Consider the following 26,202-nt stretch of genomic DNA (forward strand, 5'->3'; position numbering starts at 1 on the left):
TTCGCCGGCGTCGTCCGCCGGGGGTTGCCCGGGGGTGCCCCGGCCGCTATCCGGGGGGCCAGGCGAGGCCGCGTCCGGCGAGCAGATGGGCATGGGCGTGGAAGACGGTCTGTCCGGCGCCGGACCCGGTGTTGAAGACGATCCGGTACGCCTCGGCGCTCTCGGCGGCGGCGACCTGTCCGGCCTCGGCGAGTACCGCGGCGGCCAGTTCGGGCGCGGCGGCGGCGAGGGAGGCGGCGTCGGGGTAGTGCGCCTTGGGGATCACCAGGACATGGGTGGGCGCCTGCGGGTTGATGTCGCGGAAGGCGACGACGTGTTCGGTCTCCCGGACGACGGTCGCGGGCACCTCCCCCGCCACGATCTTGCAGAACAGGCAATCGGCCTGCGGTTCTCCCGCCATACCCGGGCTCCTTCTCCGTATCTCGACATCTCGACATCTCGGCCTACCGACCTACCGACCTACCGACGTACCGGTCGTCGGCGTCTGCATGGTATCGACCGTGATCGGGGGGCGGGGTTCCGGTGCCGGGGTGCGGGGCTCAGTCCCTGGGGACGGCGGTCCGGGTGGCCGTGACCGTGACCGTCGCCGTCACGGTCGCCGTCTTCGTCTCGGTCACGGTCCGGGTCCGGGTCCGGGTCTCGGTCCGTTCCTCCGTACGGGGCCTGGTCCGGGTGGGTGCGGGCCGGTTCCGCTGGTCGGTCTCCCGGACCGCGGGGGCCCGGGTGCGGCCCTTGTCGCACCGGCCCAGATACCGGGCCTCGAAGACCAGTTCGCCGTCGACATGGGCGTCGAGGTCGCCCCGTACGCAGAGACCGGGCGTCTCGTCCGTCACCTTCCCCTTGACGGCGATCGGGCGTTCGTCGCGGGTCCGCCCCTCGCAGGCGACCGTCGCCGTGCCGTCGCCGTCGGCCGGCTTCGCCCGGCCGCCCTCACCGGGCACGGTGGCCGTACAGCCGATACGCCGGACGTCGAAGCCGATCCGTTCCAGGGTGTTCTGGGCCGTGTGCTCGGTGGTCCTGGCCACGGAGGCGGCCGAGAGGGTCCGTTCCCCGCCGGGTTCGCAGGCCGTGGCCCCGATCACGACGACGGCCACCACCAGCCCGGCCACCGCTGTCCGCCGCCGCGCGGCCGTCCCCGTACCGCCGTCGCCCGTGCTGTCGCGCATGGACGGAAGGGTGGCACCGCCGGGGCCGCAGCAACAGTCCGCATACGGCCATACGTCACCCGTTCGGCTCAGCAAAAGGGATACCGGGGCGGCCGTCCGGTACGGCGGTCGGACAGTCCGGCGGTCAGGACCAGCGGCCCGTACGGGTCAGGAGGAGCGCGGTCGCCGCCGTGCCCGCAGTGGAGGTGCGCAGCACGGTGTTCCCCAGCCGGTACGGATGGGCTCCGGCGGCCTCGAAGGCGGCGATCTCCTCCGGGGACACCCCGCCCTCCGGGCCGACGACGACCACGACGGAGCCGTGGGCGGGGAGGGCGGCCGTGGCGAGCGGAACGGAGCCCTCCTCGTGGAGGACGGCGGCGAAGTCGGCGGCGGCCAGCAGTTCGGCGACCTGCCGGGTGGTGGCCGCCTCGGCGACCTCGGGGAAGCGCAGCCGGCGGGACTGCTTGCCCGCCTCCCGGGCCGTGGCGCGCCATTTCGCCAGGGACTTGGCGCCCCGGTCGCCGCGCCACTGGGTGACGCAGCGGGCCGCGGACCAGGGGACGATCGCGTCGACGCCGGTCTCCGTCATGGTCTCCACGGCGAGTTCGCCCCGGTCGCCCTTGGGCAGGGCCTGGACGACGGTGATCCGGGGCGAGGGCTCCGGCTCCTCGGGGCAGTCGACGGTCTCCACCACGAGCACGTCCTTGCCCTCGGTCCGCAGGACGCGGCCGGCGGCGCCCCGGCCGCGGCCGTCGGTGAGGACGACGTCCTCACCGGCGCGGAGCCGTTTGACGGAGACGGCGTGGCGGCCCTCGGGTCCGTCGAGGGTGAGGACGGAGCCGTGGGCGGTGCCGTCGAGGGTGTCGACGACGAAGACGGGCGCGGTCATCGGGTGCCCTCCTGGTCCGCTACGGCTCCGGCGGTGTCGGCACCGGCCGCGGCGGCGGCCTCCCGCCATTCGGCGACGAGGGTGGCCACCAGGTCGGCGGCGGGCAGTTCGCGGGCGAGCCGGTGGCCCTGTCCGGCCCACAGGGCCATGCCCTGGGGGTCGCCGGAGGCGGCGGCGGCCTTGCGGAGCCCGGAGGTGAGGTGGTGCACCTCGGGGTAGGCGGCGGGGGCGTACGGCCCGTGTTCGCGCAGAAAGCGGTTGGCGAGGCCGCGGGCGGGCCGGCCGGTGAAGGCGCGGGTGAGCTCCGTCCGGGTGAAGAGGGGGCTGGTCATGGCCTGCTTGTGGAGCGGGTTGGCGCCGGACTCGGGACAGACCAGGAAGGCCGTGCCGAGTTGCGCGGCGCTCGCCCCGGCCGCCAGTACCGCCGCGATCTGATCGCCCCGCATCAGTCCGCCGGTGGCGATCAGGGGCAGGTCGACGGCGGCCCGGACCAGTCCGAGCAGGGCCAGCAGTCCGATGCCGGTGCCGTCGTTGGCGGGGTCGTCGCGGTGGGTGCCCTGGTGGCCGCCGGCCTCGACGCCCTGGACGCAGAGCGCGTCGGCGCCCGCCCACCGCGCGGCCTGTGCCTCCTCGGGGGTGGTGACGGTGACGACGGTGTACGTCCCGGCCCGGGCGAAGGACTCCAGCACTTCGGGGGCGGGGCAGCCGAAGGTGAAGGAGACGACGGGGACCGGGTCGTCCCGCAGGATGGCCAGCTTGGCCTCGTAGCCGTCGTCCCGGCCGGACTCGGGATCGCCGAGCGGGGTCTCGTACCAGCCCGCCTCGCCCGCGAGTTGCTGCCGGTAGACCTCGACGGCGCTCGGGTCGGAGGTCCGGGGCTGCGGCATGAAGAGATTCACCCCGAACGGCCGCCCGGTCGCTCCCCTGATCTGCTTGATCTCCTGGTACATCCCGTCGGCCGTCTTGTATCCGGCGGCGAGGAAGCCGAGGCCGCCCGCTTCGGAGACGGCGGCGGCCAGCCGGGGGTTGGACGCCCCGCCGGCCATGGGAGCCGCCAGCACGGGGAACCGGGACAGTTCGGACAGGAAGGAGGGCGCGGGGGGCGGGGAGGACATGGAGGCATCGTGCCACCTGTGCACGTCCGTGACGAAACGGGCCCCCGGCCCTGGGGCCGGGGGCTCGCGTCCGTCAGGCGGTCCGGACGACGGTCCGGACGACGGGGCCTCAGCGGCCGTTGAAGGCGTCCTTCAGCCGGGAGAACAGGCCCTGCTGGCCGGGCTGGAACTGGCCCAGGGGCCGCTCCTCGCCGCGCAGCTTGGCCAGTTCGCGCAGCAGCCGCTCCTGCTCGGGGTCGAGCTTGGTCGGGGTGGTCACCTCGACATGGACGATCAGATCGCCCCGGCCGCCGCCGCGCAGATGGGTCACTCCGCGCCCGTGCAGCGGGATCGACTGGCCGGACTGGGTACCGGGCCGGATGTCGACCTCCTCCATGCCGTCGAGCGTCTCCAGCGGCACCTTGGTGCCCAGGGAGCCCGCGGTCATCGGGATGGTGACCGTGCAGTGCAGATCGTCGCCCCGGCGCTGGAACACCGCGTGCGGCAGCTCGTGGATCTCGACGTACAGATCCCCGGCGGGGCCGCCACCGGGGCCGACCTCGCCCTCGCCCGCGAGCTGGATCCGGGTGCCGTTGTCGACACCGGCGGGGATCTTCACCGTCAGGGTGCGCCGGGAGCGGACCCGGCCGTCGCCCGCGCACTCCGGGCAGGGCGTGGGCACGACCGTGCCGAAGCCCTGGCACTGGGGGCAGGGGCGGGAGGTCATGACCTGGCCCAGGAAGGAGCGGGTGACCTGGGAGACCTCACCGCGGCCGCGGCACATGTCGCAGGTCTGCGCCGAGGTGCCGGGCGCGGCGCCCTCACCGGAGCAGGTGGTGCAGACGACGGCGGTGTCGACCTGGATCTCCTTGGTCGTACCGAACGCCGCCTCGTTCAGATCGATCTCCAGCCGGATCATCGCGTCCTGGCCGCGCCGGGTGCGCGAACGCGGGCCGCGCTGGGACGCCGTACCGAAGAAGGCGTCCATGATGTCCGAGAAGTTGCCGAAGCCGCCCGCGCCGAAGCCACCGGCCCCGCCGCCGCCCGACTGGGACAGCGGGTCGCCGCCGAGGTCGTAGACCTGCTTCTTCTGCGGGTCCGACAACACCTCGTAGGCGGCGTTGATCTCCTTGAACCGCTCCTGCGTCTTCGGGTCCGGATTCACGTCCGGATGGAGTTCCCGGGCGAGCCTGCGGAACGCCTTCTTGATCTCGTCCTGGGACGCGTCGCGGCGTACGCCGAGTACGGCGTAGTAGTCCGTGGCCACTTACGACTCCGCCAGGATCTGTCCGACGTAACGTGCCACTGCGCGTACCGCTCCCATCGTTCCGGGGTAGTCCATGCGGGTCGGTCCGACCACGCCGAGTTTCGCAACCGCCTCGTCGCCGGAACCGTAGCCGACGGTGACGACGGACGTCGCGTTGAGTCCCTCATGGGCGTTCTCGTGACCGATTCGGACGGTCACGCCCATCCCGCCGGACTCCTTGACCTCGCCCATCAGCTTGAGGAGCACCACATGCTCCTCCAGGGCCTCCAGCACGGGCCGGATGGTCAGCGGGAAATCGTGTCCGAAGCGGGTGAGATTGGCGGTGCCGCCGATCATCAGCCGCTCCTCGGTCTCCTCGACGAGGGTTTCGAGGAGGGTGGAGAGCACGGTGGTGACCGTGCCGCGGTCCTCCGGCTCGTCGAACGAGTCCGGAAGGTCCTGGACGAGCCGGGGCACATCGGTGAACCGGCGGCCCACGACCCGGCTGTTGAGCCGGGCCCGCAGATCGGCCAGGGACGTCTCGCCGAACGGCGCCGGGCAGTCGATCATGCGCTGCTCGACCCGGCCGGTGTCGGTGATCAGTACCAGCATCAGCCGGGCCGGGGCCAGCGACAGCAGCTCGACATGGCGGACGGTGGACCGGGTCAGCGACGGGTACTGGACGATCGCGACCTGGCGGGTCAGCTGCGCCAGCAGCCGTACCGTACGGCCGACGACGTCGTCGAGGTCGACCGCGCCGTCGAGGAAGCTCTGGATGGCCCGCCGCTCGGCCGCGGAGAGCGGCTTCACCCCGGCGAGCCGGTCGACGAAGAGGCGGTACCCCTTGTCGGTGGGGATCCGGCCGGCGCTGGTGTGGGGCTGGGCGATGAAGCCCTCCTCCTCCAGCACCGCCATGTCGTTGCGGACGGTGGCCGGAGACACCCCGAGCTGATGACGCTCGGTGAGCGCCTTGGAGCCGACCGGCTCCTCGGTGCCGACATAGTCCTGGACGATGGCACGCAACACTTCCAGTCTGCGTTCGCTGAGCATCGCGCCCACCTCCAACTGCTTCGTCCGCTGCCCGGGACAGCGGCCCGGGCCGCTGTCCGTCCTGCCTGTCCGTCTTGCCTTCCGTGGAATGTTCCCCGGTGACTCGCCTGGCACTCCACGTGCCCGAGTGCCAAGTTTCCTTCGTGCCAGTGTACGGCTGCCCGGTACGGCCGGAGCAAGGTGACCGACCACGCTACCGCGTCCCCGCCGCCCGCTTCGCCCGCGATCGTGGCGATAGCGTCCCGGTATGAACTTCGGCGGCGGCACCGGCAGGAACATCGACAGCGGCTTCGGCGGGGATATCGGGCGGGACATCGACTGGGCGGAGCAGGGGTGGGAGCGGCTGGCCCACGGGGTCGGTCGGCGCAGACTGCCGGGGTGGGACGCGACCTGCGGGCTGGTCGCCGGGCGGGACGGCGCCCTGCTGTACGACACGGGGTCGACGCTGGCCGAGGGCGAGGAGGTGCGGGCGCAGGCCGAGGCGCTGCTGGGCGGGCGCCCGGTGACGCATATCGCCCTCGGCCATCCGCACTTCGACCATGTGCTGGGGACGGCGGCCTTCCCGGGGGCCGAGGTCTTCGGGGCGGCCGGGGTGGCGGCGCTGCTGAGCGGGGAGGGGCGGGAGGTGCTGCGGGCGGACGCGGTGCGGTTCGGGGTGCCCGAGGAGGAGGCCGCCCGGTCGGCGCGGGCGCTGGTGGCGCCGGGGCACGCCGTCGCGGGTGAGCTGTCGGTGGAGCTCGGCGGGCGCCGGGTGGTGCTGGTGGAACTGGGCCCGGCGCATACGGGGCACGATCTGGCGGCCCTGGTCCCGGGCGGCCCCGGCGAGCCCGCTGTGGTGTTCTGCGGGGACCTGGTGGAGGAGTCCGGCGAGCCGCAGGCGGGCCCGGACGCGGTGGGGGCCCGCTGGCCCGCCGCGCTGGACCGGCTGCTGGCTCTGGGCGGGGCGGACGCGGTCTACGTACCGGGGCACGGGGCCGTGGTGGACGCCGGGTTCGTCCGGGCCCAGCGCGCTGTGCTGGCGGACCGGTTCGGGGTGTCGTAGCGTCGGCGAATGCGCAGCTACAGCCCTGATCTGACCCCGCCGTGGAAGAAGCAGGCCCCGGTTCCCGAGGTGCCCGCCGACCCCTCGGACCCCGATCTGGTGGTGGAGGAGGTCGCCACGGGTTTCTGCGGGGCGGTGGTGGCGTGCGAGGCGGGGACGGTGACGCTGGAGGACCGGTTCGGCAAGCACCGGGTGTTCCCGCTGGCGCCCCGGGGGTTTCTGCTGGACGGGCGGGTGGTGACGCTGGTGCGCCCGGCGGCGGGGGGCGCGGCGCGCCCGGCGCGTACGGCGTCGGGTTCGGTGGCCGTGCCCGGGGCGCGGGCCCGGGTGGCGCGGGCGGGCCGGATCTATGTGGAGGGCCGGCACGACGCCGAGCTGGTGGAGCGGGTGTGGGGGGACGATCTGCGGATCGAGGGGGTGGTAGTGGAGTATCTGGCGGGTATCGACGATCTGCCCGCGATCGTCGCGGAGTTCGCCCCCGGGCCGGACGCCCGGCTGGGGGTGTTGGTCGACCATCTGGTGCCGGGTTCGAAGGAATCCCGGATCGCGGCGTCCGTGACGGATCCGCATGTGCTGGTGGCGGGGCATCCGTATATCGACGTCTGGGGCGCGGTGAAGCCGTCGTCGGTGGGGATCCGGGCCTGGCCCGAGGTCCCGCGCGGCCAGGACTGGAAGACGGGTGTGTGCCGGGCCCTCGGCTGGCCGCCGGACACGGGCGCGGCCTGGCGCCGCATCCTCTCCCGGGTCCGCTCCTACAAGGATCTGGAGCCGGAGCTGCTGGGCCGGGTCGAGGAACTGATCGACTTCGTCACGGCACCCCCGGAGTGACGTACGGGCCCGGGCCCGGCAGGGCCGGCTCCGGGCACCTGTGCGCGTGCTCCGGGCCGGGCACCCGGGGTGTTGTGCCGGACTACGTCAGGACGAGAGGCACGGTGATGGTGAGGTGCTCGTCGGTGGTCGGCAGGGCGGCGGCGAGAGCGTTCATCCGAGCCGCGAGGTGGCCGATCACCCGGCTGGTCAGTTCCTCGTCCCACACCGCTGTGCCTTCCGGCGGCAGGCGCATCTCCTCCCCGGCGGGCGGGTTGCCACCGATATAGCGCGCGGCGTCCATGTTGACGACCCAACAGGCCAGTGCGATCTTCACCTGCCCGGGCGCCGCCCGCTGCGCCCGGATATGGGCGCACATGCTGAAGTCGTCCCCGCCGAAGGTGACCGTGGTGGAGAACGGCGCGCCACGGGGGTACCGCCGTATCAGCTCCAGTACCGCCGGTTCCACCACGGCTCGCGCCATAGGTTCAGTAAGCACTGTCCGCCCCCTGTCGAGCCCGGCCCTCAGCATCCCAGACGGGCCCCCCGGCGAACAGATCGGCTGCCGTGCCGACCGTTTCCGCTCCAGGGGAACGCGCCCCGCGTCGCGGGCGCGAACGCACTCGGCGGCCCGGCCGGAACGGCCCGGTCCGGGACGAGTTCCCAGAGGCCCGGTCCGGGCGGGGCACGGTCCCCGGGATCAGTCGACCAGGTCGCGGACCACCCCGTCCGCCAGCAGTCGGCCCCGCAGGGTCAGCGCCGCCCGGCCCTCCTCGTACGGCGCGGGCTCCAGCAGGCCGTCCGTCAGAGCCTGTCCGGCGGCGCGCAGGCCCGCCGGGCGCAGCAGGTCGAGCGGGACGCCGTCGCGGAGCCGGAGTTCGAGCAGGATCCGCTCGACCCGGCGGTCCTCCGGGGTGAGCAGTTCCCGGCCCGCGCCCGGTGAGCGGCCCTCGGCGAGCGCCGCCGCGTACGCCCCCGGATGCTTCACGTTCCACCAGCGGACCCCGCCGACGTGGCTGTGCGCCCCGGGGCCCGCGCCCCACCAGTCGGCGCCCCGCCAGTACAGCTCGTTGTGGAGGCAGCGGGCCGCGTCGGAGGTGGCCCAGTTCGACACCTCGTACCAGTCGAAGCCCGCGGAGGCGAACATCTCGTCGGCGATCAGATAGCGGTCGGCGTGGACGTCGTCGTCCGTCATCGGCACCTCGCCGCGCCGGATCCGGCTCGCCAGCCGGGTCCCCTCCTCCACGATCAGGGCATACGCCGACACATGGTCGGGTCCGGCGCCGAGGGCCGCCTCCAGGGACGCCCGCCAGTCGTCGTCGGACTCGCCGGGGGTGCCGTAGATCAGGTCGAGGTTCACATGGTCGAATCCGGCGGCGCGGGCCTCGGCCACGCATGCCTCGGGGCGGCCGGGGGTGTGGCTGCGGTCCAGGACCCGAAGGACGTGCTGCCGGGCGCTCTGCATGCCGAAGGAGATCCGGTTGAAGCCGCCGGCCCGCAGCTCGGCCAGGTAGGCAGGGTCGACGGAGTCCGGGTTGGCCTCCGTGGTGATCTCGGCGCCGTCCGCGAAGCCGAACTCGCTCCGCACCGTGTCGAGCATCGCGACCAGATCGGCGGCGGCGAGCAGGGTGGGCGTACCGCCGCCGACGAACACGGTCCGCACCGGGCGCGGGTCGTCGCCGAGGACCTTGCGGGCCAGCCGTATCTCCTCGGCCACCATCGCCGCGTAGTTGTCCCGGGACGCCAGCACCCCGCCCGAGCCGCGCAGCTCGGTCGCCGTGTAGGTGTTGAAGTCGCAGTAGCCGCAGCGGGTCGCGCAGTACGGCACGTGCAGATAGAAGGCGAGGGGCCGCTCGGCGGCCCCGTCGAGCGCGGAGGCGGGCAGCGACCCGTCGTCGGGCACGGGCACGCCGTCGGGCAGTACGGAAGGCATACGTTTATTGTCCGGTACTTCCGCGGTGGCCGTCGCACCCTGTGGACAACCTCCCGGCGCCCGGGCCCCGGGCCCGGCCGGACCGGCTTTGACCTGCGGCGAAGGACCCTACGGACGAGATGACGAAATACGGCCCGGGGCCCCGGGGAAGCCCCGGGCCCGGTGTCGTCACGCCTCGCGCTGGCCCGTGTACATCTCCTCGACCAAGTGCTGGAACTCCCGCTCGACGGCGGGGCGCTTCAGCTTCATGCTCGGGGTCAGATCGCCGTGCTCGACATCGAGGTCGCGGGGCAGCAGCCGGAACTTCTTCACGGTCTGCCAGCGCTGGAGGCCCTCGTTGAGCCGCTCCACGTATCCGGCGATCAGCTCCCGGGTCTCGGCGGCGCCGATCAGCTGCTGGTAGCTCCGGCCCGCGAGCCCGTTCTCCCCGGCCCAGCCGAGGATCGCGGGCTCGTCGAGGGCGATCAGGGCCGTGCAGTAGTTGCGGTCGGCGCCGATCACCACGATGTTCGAGACGTACGGGCAGATCGCCTTGAACTGGATCTCCACCTCGGTCGGCGCGATGTACTTGCCGCCGGAGGTCTTGATCAGGTCCTTCTTGCGGTCGGTGATGGTGAGATAGCCGTCGGCGGAGAGTTCGCCCAGGTCACCGGTGCGAAGCCAGCCGTCCTCCTCCAGCACCTCGGCGGTCTGCTCGGGCTGACCGTGGTAGCCCTCCATGACGGCGGGGCCGCGCAGCAGGATCTCGCCGTCGTCGGCGATCCGTACCTCCAGGCCGGGCAGCGGCTTGCCGACGGTACCGGTGCGGTAGGAGCCGTACCGGTTGACGAAGTTGACGGCGCTGGACTCGGTGAGGCCGTACCCCTCCAGGATGTGGATGCCCGCGCCCGCGAAGAAGTAGCCGATCTCCGGGGAGAGCGCGGCCGAGCCGGAGACGGCGACCCTCAGCCGTCCGCCGAACGCCTCCCGCAGCTTGGCGTAGACCAGCTTGTCGGCCAGCCGGTGCTGGGAGCGGAGCCCGAAGGGCGCGGTGGCCGAACCGGTGCGGCGGAAGTTGTCCTGGGTGATCCGGGCGTGGTCGCGGGCGACCTCGGCGGCCCAGCGGAAGACCTTGTACTTGGCGGCGCCGCCCGCGCGGGCCTTGGCGGCCACCCCGTTGTAGACCTTCTCGAAGATCCGGGGCACGGCCGCCATATAGGTCGGCCGGATGATCGGGAGATTCTCCACGATCTTGTCGTGGCGGCCGTCGACGGCGGTGACATGGCCGACCTCGATCTGCCCGGAGATCAGCGCCTTGCCGAAGACATGGGCCAGCGGCAGCCACAGGTACTGGATGTCGTCCTTGTTGATCTGGCCGGTCCCGGCGATCGCCTTCGCCATGTACGACCAGTTGTCGTGCGGCAGCCGGACGCCCTTGGGGCGGCCGGTGGTCCCGGAGGTGTAGATCAGGGTCGCCAGCTGACCGGCGGTGATCGCGGCGATCCGCTCCTCGACGGCCGTGGGACGCTCGGCCAGCAGGGCCCGGCCCCGGGTCTCCAGCTCGGCCAGGGTGACGACGAATCCGTCGGTCCCGGTCTCGGCACCGGCGGGGTCGATCACCACGACATGGCGCAGCTCGGGCAGCTCGGCCCGGCGCTCCACGGCCTTGGCGAGCTGTTCGGCGTCCTCGGCTATCAGGATCCGGCTGCCGGAGTCGGTGAGGATGAACGCCGACTCCTCGGCATTGGTCGTGGGGTAGATCGTGGTCGTGGCGCCGCCCGCGCACATCACGCCCAGATCGGCCAGGATCCACTCGATCCGGGTCGTGGCCATCAGGGCGACCCGGTCCTCGGGGTCGATTCCGAGGTCGATCAGTCCGGCGGCGACGGCGTAGACCCGCTCGGCGGTCTCGGCCCAGGTGAGCGAATTCCAGCCGGGCGCGAGGTCGTCGGGCAGACCGTTCGACGGGCCTTCCGGCGACCCCGGCGATCCTTCCGGCAGACCATCCGCCGACCCGTCCGCCGAGCCCTCCGCTTCCGCGCCCTCACCCGCGTCCGCTGCGGGGCCCGGTGTGCCGGGGGCGGTCCGCGACGGCACGTCGTCCGCCCCGGCCGGGGTGAGCACCGGATAGCGGAACGCCTCGCCGTCCGGCGTCGCGGCCACCCGCTCGGTGAAGAGCATCGCCACCGAAGCCGGGCGGTTGTCGATCGTGGTCTGTGTGTCGCTCAAGACGTCCTCCGGGCCCACGGCGGCCGCACTGACGCCGCTGAGCAGGCACTTCTCATCTGCCGGGTGACCCCCGGCCGGGCGCGATCAGCGTAGATCGCGTACCGCCGGTATGTAAGGGGCTTCCGTCCCCCGCTTCGCCGCGTAGGGGTACGGGCACGGACGGCGCCCGGCCGGATCACCGGCCGGGCGCCCCGCGCGGGCGAGCCCGCGGCTACTTCTTGCTCTTGCCGCCACCGCTGTCGTCGCTGGAGAGGACGGCGATGAAGGCTTCCTGCGGCACCTCCACACTGCCGACCATCTTCATCCGCTTCTTGCCTTCCTTCTGCTTCTCCAGCAGCTTCCGCTTACGGGAGATGTCACCGCCGTAGCACTTGGCGAGGACGTCCTTGCGGATGGCGCGAATGGTCTCCCGGGCGATGACCCGGGAGCCGATGGCGGCCTGGACCGGGACCTCGAACGCCTGCCGGGGGATGAGTTCCTTCAGCTTGGCGACGAGCCGGACCCCGTAGGCGTACGCCTGGTCGCGGTGGGTGACCGCGGAGAAGGCGTCCACCTTGTCGCCGTGGAGGAGGATGTCCACCTTGACCAGCTGGGCCGACTGCTCGCCGGTGGGCTCGTAGTCCAGGGACGCGTAACCGCGCGTCTTGGACTTCAGCTGGTCGAAGAAGTCGAAGACGATCTCCGCGAGGGGCAGGGTGTAGCGGATCTCCACCCGGTCCTCGGAGAGATAGTCCATACCGAGCAGCGTGCCGCGCCGGGTCTGGCACAGCTCCATGATCGAGCCGATGAACTCGGTCGGCGCCAGGATCGTGGCGCGCACGACCGGCTCGTAGACCTCGTCGATCTTGCCTTCGGGGAATTCGCTCGGGTTGGTCACCGTGTGCTCGGTGCCGTCCTCCATGAGGACGCGGTAGACCACGTTCGGGGCGGTGGCGATCAGATCGAGGCCGAACTCGCGCTCCAGCCGCTCACGGATGACGTCGAGGTGGAGCAGTCCGAGGAAGCCCACCCGGAAGCCGAAGCCGAGGGCGGCGGAGGTCTCCGGCTCGTACACCAGGGCGGCGTCGTTGAGCTGGAGCTTGTCGAGGGACTCCCGCAGCTCCGGGTAGTCGGAGCCGTCCAGCGGATAGAGGCCGGAGAACACCATCGGCTTGGGGTCCTTGTACCCGCCGAGGGCCTCGGTGGCGCCCTTGATCTGCTGGGTGATGGTGTCGCCGACCTTGGACTGGCGGACGTCCTTCACACCGGTGATCAGATAGCCCACCTCGCCGACGCCCAGGCCGTCGGCCGAGAGCATCTCCGGCGAGTTGGTGCCGATCTCCAGCAGTTCGTGGGTGGCGCCGGTGGACATCATCCGGATCCGCTCGCGCTTGCCGAGCTTGCCGTCGACGACCCGGACGTAGGTCACGACGCCCCGGTACGAGTCGTAGACCGAGTCGAAGATCATCGCGCGGGCGGGGGCGTCGGCGACGCCGACCGGGGCGGGCACCTCGCGGACCACGCGGTCCAGCAGCGCCTCGACACCGAGACCGGTCTTGGCGGAGACCTTCAGAACGTCGTCGGGGTCGCAGCCGACGAGGTTCGCCAGCTCCTCGGCGAACTTCTCGGGCTGGGCCGCCGGAAGGTCGATCTTGTTGAGGACGGGCACGATGGTGAGATCGTTCTCCATCGCCAGATAGAGGTTGGCGAGGGTCTGCGCCTCGATCCCCTGGGCCGCGTCGACCAGCAGAACCGTGCCCTCGCAGGCCGCGAGGGAGCGGGAGACCTCGTAGGTGAAGTCCACGTGACCCGGCGTGTCGATCATGTTCAGGATATGGGCCCGGCCCTGGCCGGGCCCGTCGGTCGGGGCCCAGGGCAGCCGGACCGCCTGAGACTTGATCGTGATGCCGCGCTCGCGCTCGATGTCCATCCGGTCGAGGTACTGGGCGCGCATCTGGCGCTGATCGACCACCCCGGTGAGCTGGAGCATCCGGTCGGCAAGGGTCGACTTGCCGTGGTCGATGTGGGCGATGATGCAGAAGTTGCGGATCAGCGCCGGGTCGGTACGGCTCGGCTCTGGCACATTGGGAGGAGTCGCGGGCACGCAGGGTCCTGATTCTTGGGACGCCCAGGACGCCGGGCGTCGCGTCTGAAGGCGATGGCGGATCGATACGTAGCCTCTATCGTCCCACGGGTACGGGACTGCGACCGGTTTGGGCCGTCCGGAGCCCGGCTGGTACCGTGGCTGGCTGTGTGTCTCTCGCTCTCCCCCGGGTGTCTCCCGGTGAGGATCAGGCGGGGGGAACGCACCCATCACAGATCAATCGAACCTGAGAAGGCTCTTTCGTGGCGAACATCAAGTCCCAGATCAAGCGGAACAAGACGAACGAGAAGGCGCGCCTGCGCAACAAGGCCGTCAAGTCGTCGCTGAAGACCGCGATCCGCAAGGCCCGCGAGGCCGTCGCCGCCGGTGACGCCGAGAAGGCCGCCGAGGCGACCCGCGAGGCGTCCCGCAAGCTCGACAAGGCCGTCTCGAAGGGCGTTATCCACAAGAACGCCGCCGCCAACAAGAAGTCGGCGCTCGCGTCCAAGGCCAACGCCCTCCAGGGCTGATCCACCCGGTACCGCGATCCGGTGACCCCCACCACGGCGACGAGGCGGGGAACCGGGCGAGGTGACCGCCGGGAGTAATGAGCGGGCCCTCTCTCATCCGCTCCTTCCCGGCAGCTCCGGACGCGCACTTGGTCCTGCGTTCGCCACGCGGGTGTGCGTCCACCGGCAGAACCTCCCGAAGGCCCCGGCCCTCCCGGCCGGGGCCTTCGGCATGCCCGGCGAAAGGTCTGAAGGGTTCCGGGGCGGGCTCGGCCCGGGCTTGGGACCACGGCCGGGCTTCGGGACGACGGCCGGCTGTCTCCGGAGCTCCCGGGCGAACCGGAGGGTCCGAGGGGTCCGAGGGGTCCGAGGGTGGGGGATTCATCCGGGGCAGAGGTTCGCGGCGACGGGGTTGCCCGAGGCCGGGGCCCGAGGTCCGGGCACGGGGCGACGGCCCCGGGAGCCCGGGGCCGGTCCACGGTGCCGGAGGTTTCGGGAGCCGGACGGTTCGGGGCCATGGGGCGGCGGCCCGGCGCCCCGCATGGTGATCAGCTCGCGGCGGTGCCGGTGGAGGCCGGGATCAGTGGGGGCCGCCGCGGCCCGACCGGGCCTCGCGGGCGATGGTGACGACGGCCTTCTCCAGGGCGTACTCCGGATCGTCCCCGCCGCCCTTCACCCCCGCGTCCGCCTCCGCGACGGCACACAGCGCGATCGCCACCGCGTCGGGGGTCCAGCCGCGCATCTGCTGGCGGACCCGGTCGATCTTCCACGGCGGCATGCCCAGCTCACGGGCGAGATCGGCGGGACGACCGCCGCGGGCCGACGACAGCTTGCCGATCGCCCGGACGCCCTGGGCCAGCGCGCTGGTGATCAGCACCGGGGCGACCCCGGTGGAGAGCGACCAGCGCAGCGCCTCCAGCGCCTCCGCGGCCCGGCCCTCGACCGCGCGGTCGGCGACGGTGAAGCTGGACGCCTCGGCCCGGCCCGTGTAGTAGCGCCCGACCACGGCCTCGTCGATGGTGCCCTCGACATCGGCGGTCAGCTGGGAGACGGCGCTCGCCAGCTCCCGCAGATCACTGCCGATGGAGTCCACCAGCGCCTGGCACGCCTCGGGCGTCGCCGATCTGCCGAGCGCCCGGAACTCCGAGCGGACGAACGTCAGCCGCTCCGCGGGCTTGGTGGTCTTCGGGCAGGCGACCTCCCGCGCGCCCGCCTTGCGGGCCGCGTCCAGCAGCGCCTTGCCCTTGGCACCGCCGGGGTGGACCAGGACCAGGGTGATCTCCTCGGCCGGGGCCGTCAGATACGCCTTGACGTCCTTGACCGTGTCGGCGGACAGGTCCTGGGCGTTCCGGACGATCACCACCTTCCGCTCGGAGAAGAGCGAGGGGCTCGTCAGCTCGGCCAGCGTGCCGGGCTGGAGCTGGTCGGCGGTGAGGTCACGGACGTCCGTCTCGGCGTCGGCCGCCCGGGCCGCCCGCACCACCCCCGCCACGGCGCGGTCGAGCAGGAGGTCCTCCTGCCCCACGGCGAGGGTGATCGGGGCGAGCGGGTCGTCTGTCGTGTTCTTCCTGGTGGCCATCGTGGTCCAGCATCCCACGGCCCACCGACACCGCCGTCGGGACCGGCGCTCCCGTGCCGGAGAATGACCGGGTGAGCGATGGACGACATGTACTGGTGCTGCCGGACCGCGACGCCGCCGAGGAGGTCGCCCGGGAACTCGCCGACCGCTTCGGGGTGACCGACGAACCACAGCTGGTACGGGACGCGTTGGCGGGCGAGGACGACGCGGAGGACGCCCAGTGGCTGGTCGTGGTCGAGGACCCGGCGGGCCGGCTCGACCCGGGCGCCCTGGACGACTTCGCCGCCGAGTACGAGGGCTGGCTGGAGACCCCGCGCTGACCGGATCGTCGGCCGGGGTGCCGGACGGGGCATCGGCGGGAGCACTCGCCGGGGCACCCGGGCCTCACCCTCCGGCGGAGGGCCCCGCCGTCCGGCCGGGGCCGTCGCCCTCCTCCCGCGGATCGGGCGGCAGCCGGTCCAGCCGGATACCGAAGTGGTCCCGGTAGGCCCGGAGCACCGCCTCGTCGTCGGGAAGGGTCTCCTCGTACCGCTCACCGCCCCGGGTCGTGGCCAGCCTGCGCCCGCTGAGGGTGATCCGGCCGTCTTCGCCGAGCCGGGAGCAGATGAGCGACCGGGTGAAGTGGGACTCGGGTGAGGTGCTGTGCCACCAGGCGCCGGCCCGGAAGTCGGCCGGCTCACGCGGCCGGGGCTCCAGCAGGTACCGCGGCCTGCCGTCGCGCAGCACCACCAGATCACCGTCCTGGCCGTGACCGCGCCTGTGCTCGCGGGCCGGGACGATCCGGAACGTACCCGCCGGATCGGGCTGGTCCTCCCGCAGGTCGAAGGCGAGGGGGTGATGTGCGTGGTCCCCGAAGCCGACGTCCGCCAGCCACCGCCCCGCGCCGTCCTCGGTCTCCACGAGCAGGGCCATATGGTCGTACGGGATCCCGAGCCGCCCGTCGTCGCCGTAGACCCGGGCCTGGAGATGCCCGACCCGGAAACCGAGCCCGCGCAGGAGAACGGCGAAGGCTCCGTTGAGTTCGTAGCAGAAGCCGCCCCGGCCCGCGGAGACGATCTTGTCCAGCAGATGCTTCTCCGCCAGCACGATCTCCTCGCGGAGATGGATGGAGAGATTCTCGAACGGCACGCTCCGCAGATGGCGTAGCTGGAGGTCCCGCAGGGCCTCGGCGTTCGGGTGCTCGGGCCGCCCGGGGGCGCCGATACGGCGGAGATAGGCATCCATGGGTCCAGTCTGTCGCTCCGTCCCGCCGTCCGGCAGGGCCACGGCCGCGGCTTGGTCCCAAGTACCGACCCGGGTGGTCCGGGAGCCCTACGAGCCTCTCGGTCCACGGCCCGAGCCGGTCCCCCGGGGCGGGCGTCCCGGCGCGGCGCCCGCGGAGGCCCGTTCCGTCGTCGTCCGGGTGCGAACCATGGACGGCCGGGCGCGCGGTTCCGCCTCCCGCGCCTTCGGCGACGGCCGGATCCAGGGGGCGGGCGGCGGTGGGGGCGGATCGTGGCACGGAGGGTGGATCCGGCCCCCGAGAGGGCGACGGGACCGTCTTCGTCGGTACGCAGAACGGTGGCGCCCAGGGACCGCAACGCCGCGACCGTACGGGGCGCCGGATGCCCGTAGGTGTTGTCGCGGCCCGCGGAGATCAGGGCGAACGCGGGACGTACCGCTCCCAGCAGGCCCGGGTCCTGGTGCGCGGAACCGTGATGGGCGACCTTGACGACGTCCACGGGCCCCAGTCCGGGGCGGGCCCGCAGCAGGGCCCGCTGGGCCGATGGCTCCAGATCGCCGAGGAGCAGCAGGGTGGGGCCGTCGTCGACCCGGACGAGGAGCGTCACACTGGCGTCGTTCGCCTCTACGGGCGCGGGACCCGCCCGGGGGCCGCTGTCCGGCCACAGCACCTCCCAGGTCAGCCGCCCGGCCCTGCGCCGCTCTCCCGCGCCCGCCCGCAGGACGGGGAGGCCCGACGCGGTCGCCGTACGGCGGACGAACTCGGCCTGGGCCCGCGGCTCGTCGAGCGTCGTGGTCTGCACGGCACCGACCCGCCTGCCGTCGAGGACCCCGGGCAGGCCCCGGACATGGTCCGCGTGAAAGTGCGTCAGCACGATCAACGGAACGGCGGTGACCCCCAGTTCACGGAGACAGCGGTCGACCGGTTCCGGGTCGGGGCCGGTGTCCACGACGACCGCCGTCCGTTCCCCGGCCGCCAGGACCAGCGCGTCCCCCTGGCCCACATCGCACATCACCGCGGTCCAGCCGGGCGGTGGCCAGCCCGACAGGACCCGGGTCAGCGGGGCGGGCCTGACCACCGCGCACAGCAGCGCCACCACGCAGACGGCGGCGGCCAGCGGATGCCGGGCCGACCGGCGGACGAGGAAGACCACGACGACGGTCACCGCGGCCAGCAGCAGCCCTCCCCACCAGCCGCCGGGCCAGTCCGATCCGGCCCCGGGCAGGGCGGCTCCCGTCCGGGCGACGGCCGCGATCCACCAGGCGAACCATCCGGCGACGGTCGCGGGCACGACGGCGAGCGGTGCCGAGACCGTCGCCACCGCGAGCGCGGCGAATCCGAGCAGCGTCACGGGCGCGGTCGCCAGCTCGGCGGCCAGATTGCAGGGGACGGCCACCAGGCTGACCTTCGCCGCGAACACGGCGACCACGGGCGCCGCCACGGCCTGGGCGGCGAGCGCCACCGCGAGCGCCTCGGCGATCCGGGGCGGCACACCGCGACCGCGCAGCGCCGCACTCCAGCCCGGGGCGATGGTCAGCAGCGCGCCCGTCGCCAGGACGGAGAGCAGAAAGCCGTAGTTCCGGGCCAGGAGGGGGTCGTAGAGCACCAGCAGCAGTACGGCGGCGGCCAGGGCGGGCACCAGCGACCTGCGGCGGCCGGTGCCGATGGCGAGCAGGGCGACGGCCCCGCAGGCCGCGGCCCGCAGCACGCTCGGCTCGGGGCGGCAGACCACGACGAAGGCGAGGGTGAGGGCGCCTCCGGCGAGTGCCGTGCCCCGGAGCGACAGCCCCAGCCGGGGTGCCAGACCGCCCCGTTCGGCCCGTCCCGCCCGGCCGGGCGGCCCGATCAGCAGGACGAGCACAATGGTGAGGTTGCTCCCGGAGACGGCCAGGACGTGTGACAGGTCGGTGGCGTCGAAGGCGTCCCGCAGTTCGGGGGTGAGCCGTGAGGTGTCGCCCACGGTGATCCCGGGGACCAGGGCCCTGGCGTCGGCGGGCAGACCGTCGGTGGCCTCGCGCAGCCCGGCCCGCAGCCGCCCCGCGGTCCGCTGGGCGAGGCTCGGCCCGCCGATGATCTCCGGCGGGCCGTCCCCGGTCCGCAGGACCGCCGCGAACGGGTCGTCCCGGTTGACGGGCGGCGCCAGCCGCCCGGTCACCCGGAGCCGGGTCGAGGGCAGCAGCCGCTGCCAGCGGGCCTGATCGGCGGGCGTATCCCCCGGTCGTACCACCAGTAGTACGGGTGTCCTGGTCCTGGTGCTCCGCCCGCCGGGGGCGATCACCCCGGTGGCCTCCGCGCCGATCACGACCGGCCCTCCCCCGCTCCCGTCCCCGCGCCCCCGGGGGACGGCGGTCCTCGGGTCCGAGGCCACGGTGGCCTCCAGGGTCACGGAAGCGGACCGGTCGGCCAGCGCGGGCAGTGGCCCGCGGCGCAGGTCGGCGGTGTGCAGAGCGGCGGCGGCCGCCCCGGCCGCCGCGCAGAGGAGTACCCCCGCGCAGGCGGTCGCGTTGAGCCCGCTCCGCCGGAGGCCGGAGGACCGGGCCCCGGCCGCCGGGCGCGCCTGGTTCTCCGGCGGCCGGGCGGCGCCGCCCGTGGCACCGGGACCGGGCGGCCGGGTGGAACCTTCGGCGGGGCGGCGGAGTCTCCGGAGGGCTGTCCGGGCCGAGAGGAGCAGGGCGCCGAGGAGGCAGAGGGCCACCGCGAGCGCCGTCCACCGGCCCGGGGCTCCGACGGCGATCGCCGCGGCGGCCCACGCGGCCAGGGCCTGGGGCACCAGACGCAGATCAGCCGGTCCCTCCTGGTACGGGTCGGCGGCTCCCAGGCGGTGCCCCGAGGTGGTGTGGACGGCGTGGCGCGTCATGGCCGCACCAGAGGGCGGAGGTCGGCGAACCGGCGCTCGCCGATCCCGTCGACCTCGCGCAGCTCGTCGACGGAACGGAAGCCGCCGCCCCGGCCCCGGTACTCCACGATGTGCCGGGCCAGCACGGGGCCGACCCCGGGGAGGGTGTCCAGCTCCTCGGCCGTGGCCGTGTTGAGACTGATCGGGCCGGTACGGACCGGGGGCGCGGCGGCGCCGATACCGGTCGCCGTCGCCTGGTTCACCGGCAGCGCCACCCCGACCAGTACCTGCTCCCCGTCCACCAGGACCCGGGCCCGGTTCAGTCCGGTCAGATCGGTGCCCTCCTTCGGGCCGCCCGCCGCGGCGAGGGCGTCGGCGACCCGGGAGCCCGCGGGCAGCCGGAGGACACCGGGACGCCGGACCTTCCCGCCCACGTCGACGACGACCCGGCCGTCGGGCGCAGTCTCCCCCGGCGCCCCGGCCACCGGCCCGGGCCCGGGCGGTACCGGCGTCGGCGGCGAGGCCGCCCGTCCGGGATCCTCCCGTAACGGCACGTCCCCCCGGACCGGTTCGGGCGGCCGGACGGTCTGTGGACGGCCCGACCAGAAATGCACACCCGCGAGAACCACCGCGGCGACCAGGACGACGGCGAGCGCCGCCAGGGTGCGCGGTTCGAGCCCGCATCGAAGCCGCACCCAGAGCGGCAGCCGTTCCAGCACGGCGAGCCCGGCCCGCCGCAGCGGGGCGACCGGCGCCCCGGAACCTGCTTCCCGCCCGGCCCCCGGCCCCGCGGGATCCCGGCCACCGCCGTCGGGCCCGGCCTCCCCGCCGGCCGCCCCTGCCCCGCCCTCCCGCTCACGCGCCCCCGCGAACGAGACCGCGCCCCGGGAACCGGAGTACGTACCGTCTACGGCGCTCGCGCCGTCCGGCTCAACGGCCGGCGGTTCGGCGGGCATCGTCCCGGCCGCCGGTTCCGCCGCTCCCGCGACCGGGGCCGCGCCGTCCCGCGCCGCCGTGCTCCATGCCGAAGCGTTCCGTACCGCCCCGCGCCGGGCGGCCCGCCGGACCGGATCGCCCCGGCCCGGCCCGGGTCCCGCGCCCCGGTGGGCGCCACCGCGCGGCCCGATTTCCGTCGTGGACCGCTGTCGGAGCCGGGACCTGACCCTGCCGTCGGACGCCGGGGCTCGGCCCGGCCCGCTGGTCGCCGTGTGTGATCGAGATGCCATGGCCCGACGGTAAGCACACCCGGCGGACTCCGCTCGGCCCGGTCAATTCCCGGGGAAAACCCGATTGTTGTGGATAACCTCGTCACCCGAACGAGGTAACGGTCCGTGAGGTAACGATCCGCGAGGCATCGCTCCGTGTGCACACGGCCACCGCACGGCGCCGCGATCCCGGATCGAAGAGCCGGCCGCCGAGTACGCCGGACACCGCCCCGGATCAACGCGGCGAGACCACGGCTCCCAGCAGCCCCGGGCCGGTATGCGCTCCGATCACCGCGCCCACTTCGCTCACATGCAACTCCCTCAGCCCCGGCACCCGTTCACGCAACCGCTCGGCCAGGGCCGCGGCCCGCTCCGGGGCGGCGAGATGGTGGACCGCGACATCGACCGGTCCGGCCCCGGCGCATTCGACGGCCAGCTCTTCGAGCCGGGCGATCGCCTTGGACGCCGTACGCACCTTCTCCAGCATCTCGATCCGGCCGCCGTCGAGCTTGAGCAGCGGCTTCACCGCCAGTGCCGAACCCAGCAGGGCCCGGGCGGTCCCGATCCGGCCGCCGCGCCGCAGATAGTCGAGGGTGTCGACATAGAAGTACGCGGCGGTACCGGCGGCCCGCTTCTCCACCGCGGCGACGGTCTCGTCCAGTGAGCCCCCGGCCTCGGCGGTCTCGGCCGCGGCCAGCGCGCAGAAGCCGAGCGCCATGGCGATGACACCGGTGTCCACCACCCGCACCGGTACGGGTGCGTCCTTGGCGGCCAGTACCGCCGCGTCATACGTACCGGACAGCTCGGCCGAGAGATGGAGCGAGACGATTCCCGAAGCCCCGGCGTCGGCGGCGGCACGGTAGGTGGCGGCGAAGGTCTCCGGGCCGGGCCGGGACGTGGTGACCGGGCGCCGCTTCTGGAGGGCCTGCGCCAGCGATCTGGCGGAGATCTCCGTCCCCTCCTCCAGCGCCTGCCCGTCCACGACCACCGTCAGCGGAACCGTCACGATGCCGTGGTGCTCCACCGCCGTCTGCGGCAGATAGGCCGTGGAATCGGTGATGATCGCGACATGACGGGACATGACGGGGAGGTTACCGCCCGGCGCCGCGAGCGGGGAGCCCGCCCCCGCCGAGGAGCGGACCGCCCCTGCGGGAGGACCCGTCCCCGGACCGGAAGGCGGCCCGCCCGGGCCTTCTCCCGTCAGTTCGAGGTCTCCGGCCGGGCGGCCTTCTGCCAGGGGTACTGCTCCTGCCGCGGATCGCGGGCCGTGATCGCCCGGGGCCCCGACTCCTCGGCCGGGGACGACGACGACTCCGAAGACGCCGGGGGCGCGGCGCTCTCCGCCGCCGCCTTGGTCTCCGCGGGCTCGCGCCGCTCGTCGTAGGGGTTCTTGGGAGCGGATGGAGCGGTGTCGGTGAACCCGCCGGGGGCGTCGGAGGCCCCGGAGTCGGCGCTCTGCGACCAGTGCCGCAGCGCCCCCGCCTCCATGTCGATCTGCGCGCTGAGCGTGTCCAGGTCGTCGTCCGCGAACTTCTGGGCCCGGTCACGGGCGGCCCAGCGCAGCGACTCGGCGGAGTGGACGACCTTCTCGACCCGCTCCTTCAGCTCCGGCAGCTTCGCCGAGACCGTCGCGCGGTCCGGCTCCCGCTCCAGCCGCCGGAGTTCGTCGTCCAGTTCGCGGCCGTGGGCGCTCAGCCGCTCGAAGAGGGCGAGGGACTCCTGCAACGAGGCGTCCTCGGCGACCCCGGCACGCAGCGCGTCCTCCGTGGCCCGCATTGAGGTCCGCAGGTCCAGCCGGAGCTGGGCCAGCTCCCCGGCGACCCCGACCTGCCCCATGCTCTTGGCCCGCAAGGTGGTGTCCTCGACGGTACGGCGCGCCTGGGTGACCGTACGCTCGACGCCCCGCTTCGCCGCCTTGACCGCCTTGACCCCTACATAAGCGCCCAAAGCGACAAAGGCGACGAAAAGCAGCGCCAGAATCAGAATCGCGGCTTCCATGGGCAGCCCTTCGCCTCGGCCTGGGAGATGTCGTCGTCTCCACCGTACGTGTTACGCGTCCACGGCAGGTAAAACGCCTTGTCTCCACGGTAAACGGAGCAGGCGGCCCCAGGGTTCCGGCGGATCCCCCCGGCCTGCCCGAAGGAGAAGTCCCCGAGCCCCGGCGCCCCTTCGGGCCGTGCTCCTCCGGCCGGGGCTCTCCGGCGAACCGGGGCTCCTGTTGACAGGAGCCCCGGTTCAGCGGTCGTCCGATCCGGCGGGCGCCTCGGCGCCCGGCCCGGGTCGTACCGTCACGCCGGGACGATGTTCACCAGCTTCGGCGCCCGGACGATCACCTTGCGGATGCCCGCCCCGCCCAGCGCCGCCACGACGCCCGGGTCGGCCAGGGCCAGCGCCTCCAGCTCGGTGTCCGCGATCGACGGCGGCACCTCCAGCCGCGCCTTGACCTTGCCCTTGATCTGGACGACGCAGGTCACGGTCTCGTCCACGACATACGCGGGGTCGGCGACCGGGAACGCCCGGCGCGTCACCGAGTCCTCGTGTCCCAGCCGGTGCCACAGCTCCTCAGCGATATGCGGCGCCAGCGGGGCGACCAGCAGGACCAGCGATTCGGCGACGGAGCGCGGCAGCGGCCCGCCCGCCTTGGTCAGATGGTTGTTCAGCTCGGTGACCTTGGCGATGGCGGTGTTGAATCGCAGCCCCGCCATGTCCTGGGTGACACCGTCGACGGCCTTGTGCAGGGCCCGCAGAGTGGCCTCGTCCGCCTCGCCGTCGACGACCGTGGTCGCCCCGGTCGCCTCGTCGACGACATTGCGCCAGATCCGCTGCAGCAGCCGGTACTGGCCGATGACGGCACGGGTGTCCCAGGGCCGGGAGACGTCCAGGGGGCCCATCGCCATCTCGTACAGACGCAGCGTGTCGGCACCGTACTCGTCGCAGATCTCGTCCGGCGTGATGGCGTTCTTCAGGGACTTGCCCATCTTGCCCAGCTCGCGCTTGACGGGCTCGCCGTCGTACCAGAAGCCGCCGTCGCGCTCCTCGACCTCGGCCGCGGGCACCGGGAAGCCCCGGGCGTCCCGGTAGACGTACGCCTGGATCATGCCCTGGTTGAAGAGCCGGTGGAACGGCTCGACGGAGGAGACATGGCCCAGGTCGAAGAGGACCTTGGACCAGAACCGCGCGTACAGCAGATGCAGTACGGCGTGCTCCTGGCCGCCCACGTACAGGTCGACGCCGCCGTGCGGCATCCCGTCTCGCGGGCCCATCCAGTACTGCTCGACGGCCGGGTCGACCAGCCGCTCCTCGTTGTGCGGGTCCAGATAGCGCAGCTCGTACCAGCAGGAACCGGCCCAGTTGGGCATGGTGTTGGTCTCGCGCCGGTAGCGGCGGGGCCCGTCGCCCAGGTCCAGGGTGACGTTCACCCACTCCTCGTTGCGGGAGAGGGGCGTCTCGGGTTCGGTGTCCGCGTCGTCCGGGTCGAAGGTGCGCGGCGAGTAGTCGTCGACCTCCGGCAGCTCCAGCGGCAGCATCGACTCGGGCAGCGGGTGGGCGACGCCGTCCTCGTCGTAGACGATCGGGAAGGGCTCGCCCCAGTACCGCTGGCGGCTGAAGAGCCAGTCGCGCAGCCGGTAGTTGATGGTGCCCTCGCCCGCGCCCTGCTCGATCAGCCAGGCGATCATCCGCGACTTGGCCTCGGCGACGTCCAGCCCGTCCAGCGACAGCCGGTCGTTGGCTGAGTTGATCGCCGGTCCGGCGCCGGTGTACGCCTCGCCCTCCCAGCCGTCCGGGGGCCGTACGGTGCGGATGATCGGCAGCTCGAACGCCTCGGCGAACTCCCAGTCGCGTTCGTCCTGGCCGGGTACGGCCATGATCGCGCCGGTGCCGTAGCCCATCAGGACGTAGTCGGCGACGAAGACCGGGATCCGGGTGCCCGTGACCGGGTTCACCGCGTACGCGCCGGTGAAGACGCCCGTCTTGTCCTTGTGCTCGGTCTGCCGCTCGACGTCGCTCTTGGTCTGGGCCTGCTTGCGGTAGGCGGCGACGGCCTCGGCGGGCGTCGTGGCGCCGCCGGTCCACGCCTCCTTGACCCCCTGGGGCCATTCGGCGGGCAGGATCGAGTCGATCAGGCCGTGCTCGGGCGCCAGCACCATATAGGTGGCGCCGAACAGGGTGTCGGGGCGGGTGGTGAAGACGGTGACCGGCTCCCCCTGGTGGCCCTCGACGGCGAAGTCGACCCGGGCGCCCTCGGAGCGGCCGATCCAGTTCCGCTGCTGGAGCTTGATGGCCTCGGGCCAGTCCAGCCCGTCCAGATCGTCCAGCAGCCGGTCGGCGTAGGCGGTGATCCGCATGTTCCACTGGCGCAGCTTCGCCTTGAAGACGGGGAAGTTGCCGCGCTCGGAGCGGCCGTCGGTGGTGACCTCTTCGTTGGCCAGGACGGTGCCCAGGCCGGGGCACCAGTTGACCGGGGACTCGGAGGCGTAGGCCAGCCGGAATCCGCCCAGGACCTCGGCGCGTTCGGCGGCGGTCAGCCCGGCCCAGGCGCGGGTGGTGCCGGGGACCTCGCGGCCGGCCTCGAACTCGGCGACCAGCTCGGCGATCGGGCGGGCCCGGCCGGCCGCGTCGTCGTACCAGGAGTTGAAGATCTGCAGGAAGATCCACTGCGTCCAGCGGTAGTACGCGGGGTCGATCGTGGCGATCGTACGGCGCTTGTCGTGCCCCAGGCCGAGCCTGCGCAGCTGGCGCTTCATGTTGTCCATGGCCGCCTCGGTGGACACCCGGGGGTGGGTGCCGGTGGCGACGGCGTGCTGCTCGGCGGGGAGCCCGAAGGCGTCGAAACCCAGGGTGTGCAGCACGTTGTGGCCGGTCATCCGCAGATGGCGGGCGTAGACATCGGTCGCGATATAGCCGAGCGGGTGGCCCACGTGCAGACCCGAACCGGACGGGTACGGGAACATGTCCATGACGAACTTCTTGGGCCGGGCCACCACGGCGGGGTCCCCGGCCAGCTCGCCCACCGGATTGGGCGCCTCGTACGTGCCGTCGGCCTCCCAGGCGTCCTGCCAGCGCGCCTCGATCTCCGCCGCCAGGCCGGCGGTGTACCGGAACGGCGCGCCGATGTCTCCGGGGGCGGCGGAAGCGCCAGGAACTGCGGGATTGGTCTCGCTCATGGTCTTCAAAGCTCCATCGATCGTCTCTGCCCGGCGTTCGGTAGGGGCGCCCGGCCCGGGGCGCGGGGCCCGTAAACAAAAGGACCCCTCGCACAGGAGGGGCAGCCGCGCCGATTCCGACCGGACTCTCGTCCGCCGGGACTGATCAGCGCGGCCCGCTAAGCAGAAGGCGTACGGCACGCATGGCGTCAGGGTACCGCAGGGGGCATC

20 protein-coding genes and 1 pseudogene are annotated in these 26,202 nt (G+C 73.1%); 4 read left to right on the plus strand and 17 right to left on the minus strand.

Going from position 1 to position 26,202, the window contains the following annotated elements; translation table 11 throughout:
- Window positions 1-46: 46 nt before the first annotated feature.
- The 6 genes from ABZ714_RS03815 to hrcA all read right to left on the minus strand — a co-directional run bounded on the left by ABZ714_RS03815 (window position 47) and on the right by hrcA (window position 5,424).
- Window positions 47-400 carry an HIT domain-containing protein gene (locus ABZ714_RS03815; protein WP_358823515.1) on the minus strand — a complete coding sequence of 118 codons (354 nt, stop codon included), beginning with the start codon at window positions 398-400 and terminating at the stop codon, window positions 47-49.
- Window positions 401-539: 139 nt separating this feature from the next.
- Window positions 540-1,166 (minus strand): hypothetical protein, encoded by a 627-nt coding sequence (locus ABZ714_RS03820; RefSeq protein ID WP_358823516.1) that lies wholly within the window; start codon window positions 1,164-1,166, stop codon window positions 540-542.
- Between the two features lie 124 nt (window positions 1,167-1,290).
- Window positions 1,291-2,034: a 16S rRNA (uracil(1498)-N(3))-methyltransferase gene (locus ABZ714_RS03825; protein WP_358823517.1), complete on the minus strand. Its 744-nt coding sequence runs from the start codon at window positions 2,032-2,034 to the stop codon at window positions 1,291-1,293.
- Complete coding sequence (locus ABZ714_RS03830) at window positions 2,031-3,149, minus strand: nitronate monooxygenase (protein WP_358823518.1); 1,119 nt, start codon at window positions 3,147-3,149, stop codon at window positions 2,031-2,033. The genes ABZ714_RS03825 and ABZ714_RS03830 overlap by 4 nt, the downstream gene beginning before the upstream one ends.
- Before the next feature lie 109 nt (window positions 3,150-3,258).
- Window positions 3,259-4,395 carry a molecular chaperone DnaJ gene (gene dnaJ, locus ABZ714_RS03835; RefSeq protein ID WP_358823519.1) on the minus strand — a complete coding sequence of 379 codons (1,137 nt, stop codon included), beginning with the start codon at window positions 4,393-4,395 and terminating at the stop codon, window positions 3,259-3,261.
- Window positions 4,396-5,424, minus strand: coding sequence for a heat-inducible transcriptional repressor HrcA (gene hrcA / locus ABZ714_RS03840; protein WP_358823520.1), 1,029 nt, complete (start codon window positions 5,422-5,424; stop codon window positions 4,396-4,398). It lies immediately after the preceding gene.
- Between the two features lie 247 nt (window positions 5,425-5,671).
- Between hrcA and ABZ714_RS03845 the strand changes: the two genes are divergently transcribed.
- Complete coding sequence (locus ABZ714_RS03845; protein WP_358823521.1) at window positions 5,672-6,466, plus strand: MBL fold metallo-hydrolase; 795 nt, start codon at window positions 5,672-5,674, stop codon at window positions 6,464-6,466.
- A 9-nt stretch (window positions 6,467-6,475) separates the two neighbouring features.
- A complete protein-coding gene (locus ABZ714_RS03850; RefSeq protein ID WP_358823522.1) occupies window positions 6,476-7,294 on the plus strand; it encodes a DUF3097 domain-containing protein in 819 nt (272 codons plus the stop codon).
- Between the two features lie 82 nt (window positions 7,295-7,376).
- Here ABZ714_RS03850 and ABZ714_RS03855 read toward each other — a convergent pair whose 3' ends face one another.
- The 4 genes from ABZ714_RS03855 to lepA form a co-directional block, all read right to left on the minus strand.
- Complete coding sequence (locus tag ABZ714_RS03855) at window positions 7,377-7,757, minus strand: hypothetical protein (protein ID WP_358823523.1); 381 nt, start codon at window positions 7,755-7,757, stop codon at window positions 7,377-7,379.
- 216 nt (window positions 7,758-7,973) lie between these two features.
- Window positions 7,974-9,206 (minus strand): radical SAM family heme chaperone HemW, encoded by a 1,233-nt coding sequence (hemW, locus tag ABZ714_RS03860; protein WP_358823524.1) that lies wholly within the window; start codon window positions 9,204-9,206, stop codon window positions 7,974-7,976.
- A gap of 168 nt (window positions 9,207-9,374) precedes the next feature.
- On the minus strand, window positions 9,375-11,414 hold the full coding sequence (locus ABZ714_RS03865) for an AMP-dependent synthetase/ligase (RefSeq protein ID WP_358823525.1): 2,040 nt from the start codon (window positions 11,412-11,414) through the stop codon (window positions 9,375-9,377).
- A 211-nt stretch (window positions 11,415-11,625) separates the two neighbouring features.
- Window positions 11,626-13,497, minus strand: a complete 1,872-nt coding sequence (gene lepA / locus ABZ714_RS03870; RefSeq protein WP_358823526.1) for a translation elongation factor 4 — start codon at window positions 13,495-13,497, stop codon at window positions 11,626-11,628.
- Window positions 13,498-13,739: 242 nt separating this feature from the next.
- On the opposite strand from lepA, the gene rpsT reads away from it, so the two are divergent.
- The gene (gene rpsT / locus ABZ714_RS03875) at window positions 13,740-14,006 is read left to right on the plus strand and encodes a 30S ribosomal protein S20 (protein WP_358823527.1); all 267 of its coding nucleotides are present in this window, start codon (window positions 13,740-13,742) and stop codon (window positions 14,004-14,006) included.
- A gap of 559 nt (window positions 14,007-14,565) precedes the next feature.
- Here the strand turns inward: rpsT and holA are convergent.
- Window positions 14,566-15,564, minus strand: coding sequence for a DNA polymerase III subunit delta (holA, locus tag ABZ714_RS03880; protein WP_358823528.1), 999 nt, complete (start codon window positions 15,562-15,564; stop codon window positions 14,566-14,568).
- Window positions 15,565-15,635: 71 nt separating this feature from the next.
- On the opposite strand from holA, the gene ABZ714_RS03885 reads away from it, so the two are divergent.
- Entirely contained in the window at window positions 15,636-15,884 is a 249-nt protein-coding gene (locus ABZ714_RS03885) for a hypothetical protein (RefSeq protein ID WP_358823529.1), read from the plus strand.
- A 64-nt stretch (window positions 15,885-15,948) separates the two neighbouring features.
- On the opposite strand, the gene ABZ714_RS03890 is transcribed toward ABZ714_RS03885, so the two are convergent.
- The 6 genes and pseudogenes from ABZ714_RS03890 to leuS form a co-directional block, all read right to left on the minus strand.
- On the minus strand, window positions 15,949-16,788 hold the full coding sequence (locus ABZ714_RS03890) for an arylamine N-acetyltransferase (RefSeq protein WP_358823530.1): 840 nt from the start codon (window positions 16,786-16,788) through the stop codon (window positions 15,949-15,951).
- Window positions 16,789-17,060: 272 nt separating this feature from the next.
- A pseudogene (locus ABZ714_RS03895) lies at window positions 17,061-19,643 on the minus strand (ComEC/Rec2 family competence protein); the annotation flags it as partial.
- A complete protein-coding gene (locus tag ABZ714_RS03900) occupies window positions 19,640-20,848 on the minus strand; it encodes a ComEA family DNA-binding protein (protein WP_358823531.1) in 1,209 nt (402 codons plus the stop codon). The gene ABZ714_RS03900 and the pseudogene ABZ714_RS03895, both read right to left, overlap by 4 nt.
- Before the next feature lie 214 nt (window positions 20,849-21,062).
- Window positions 21,063-21,908, minus strand: coding sequence for a DegV family protein (locus tag ABZ714_RS03905; protein WP_358823532.1), 846 nt, complete (start codon window positions 21,906-21,908; stop codon window positions 21,063-21,065).
- A 119-nt stretch (window positions 21,909-22,027) separates the two neighbouring features.
- The gene (locus tag ABZ714_RS03910) at window positions 22,028-22,825 is read right to left on the minus strand and encodes a hypothetical protein (RefSeq protein WP_358823533.1); all 798 of its coding nucleotides are present in this window, start codon (window positions 22,823-22,825) and stop codon (window positions 22,028-22,030) included.
- A 290-nt stretch (window positions 22,826-23,115) separates the two neighbouring features.
- Window positions 23,116-25,992: a leucine--tRNA ligase gene (gene leuS / locus ABZ714_RS03915; protein WP_358823534.1), complete on the minus strand. Its 2,877-nt coding sequence runs from the start codon at window positions 25,990-25,992 to the stop codon at window positions 23,116-23,118.
- Window positions 25,993-26,202: the final 210 nt, after the last annotated feature.

This window comes from Streptomyces sp. NPDC006798, assembly GCF_040635975.1.
In the GTDB taxonomy this organism is placed as follows: Bacteria; Actinomycetota; Actinomycetes; order Streptomycetales; family Streptomycetaceae; genus Streptomyces.

Bases quoted from the DNA above. Each gene is read 5' to 3' on its own strand.
- ABZ714_RS03900 (WP_358823531.1), bottom strand. From the start codon at position 20,848: ATGGCATCTCGATCACACACGGCGACCAGCGGGCCGGGCCGAGCCCCG.
- ABZ714_RS03830 (WP_358823518.1), bottom strand. From the start codon at position 3,149: ATGTCCTCCCCGCCCCCCGCGCCCTCCTTCCTGTCCGAACTGTCCCGG.
- ABZ714_RS03850 (WP_358823522.1), top strand. From the start codon at position 6,476: ATGCGCAGCTACAGCCCTGATCTGACCCCGCCGTGGAAGAAGCAGGCC.
- hrcA (WP_358823520.1), bottom strand. From the start codon at position 5,424: ATGCTCAGCGAACGCAGACTGGAAGTGTTGCGTGCCATCGTCCAGGAC.
- holA (WP_358823528.1), bottom strand. From the start codon at position 15,564: ATGGCCACCAGGAAGAACACGACAGACGACCCGCTCGCCCCGATCACC.
- ABZ714_RS03820 (WP_358823516.1), bottom strand. From the start codon at position 1,166: ATGCGCGACAGCACGGGCGACGGCGGTACGGGGACGGCCGCGCGGCGG.
- leuS (WP_358823534.1), bottom strand. From the start codon at position 25,992: ATGAGCGAGACCAATCCCGCAGTTCCTGGCGCTTCCGCCGCCCCCGGA.
- hemW (WP_358823524.1), bottom strand. From the start codon at position 9,206: ATGCCTTCCGTACTGCCCGACGGCGTGCCCGTGCCCGACGACGGGTCG.
- ABZ714_RS03910 (WP_358823533.1), bottom strand. From the start codon at position 22,825: ATGGAAGCCGCGATTCTGATTCTGGCGCTGCTTTTCGTCGCCTTTGTC.
- ABZ714_RS03855 (WP_358823523.1), bottom strand. From the start codon at position 7,757: ATGGCGCGAGCCGTGGTGGAACCGGCGGTACTGGAGCTGATACGGCGG.
- ABZ714_RS03890 (WP_358823530.1), bottom strand. From the start codon at position 16,788: ATGGATGCCTATCTCCGCCGTATCGGCGCCCCCGGGCGGCCCGAGCAC.
- ABZ714_RS03825 (WP_358823517.1), bottom strand. From the start codon at position 2,034: ATGACCGCGCCCGTCTTCGTCGTCGACACCCTCGACGGCACCGCCCAC.
- ABZ714_RS03815 (WP_358823515.1), bottom strand. From the start codon at position 400: ATGGCGGGAGAACCGCAGGCCGATTGCCTGTTCTGCAAGATCGTGGCG.
- ABZ714_RS03905 (WP_358823532.1), bottom strand. From the start codon at position 21,908: ATGTCCCGTCATGTCGCGATCATCACCGATTCCACGGCCTATCTGCCG.
- ABZ714_RS03845 (WP_358823521.1), top strand. From the start codon at position 5,672: ATGAACTTCGGCGGCGGCACCGGCAGGAACATCGACAGCGGCTTCGGC.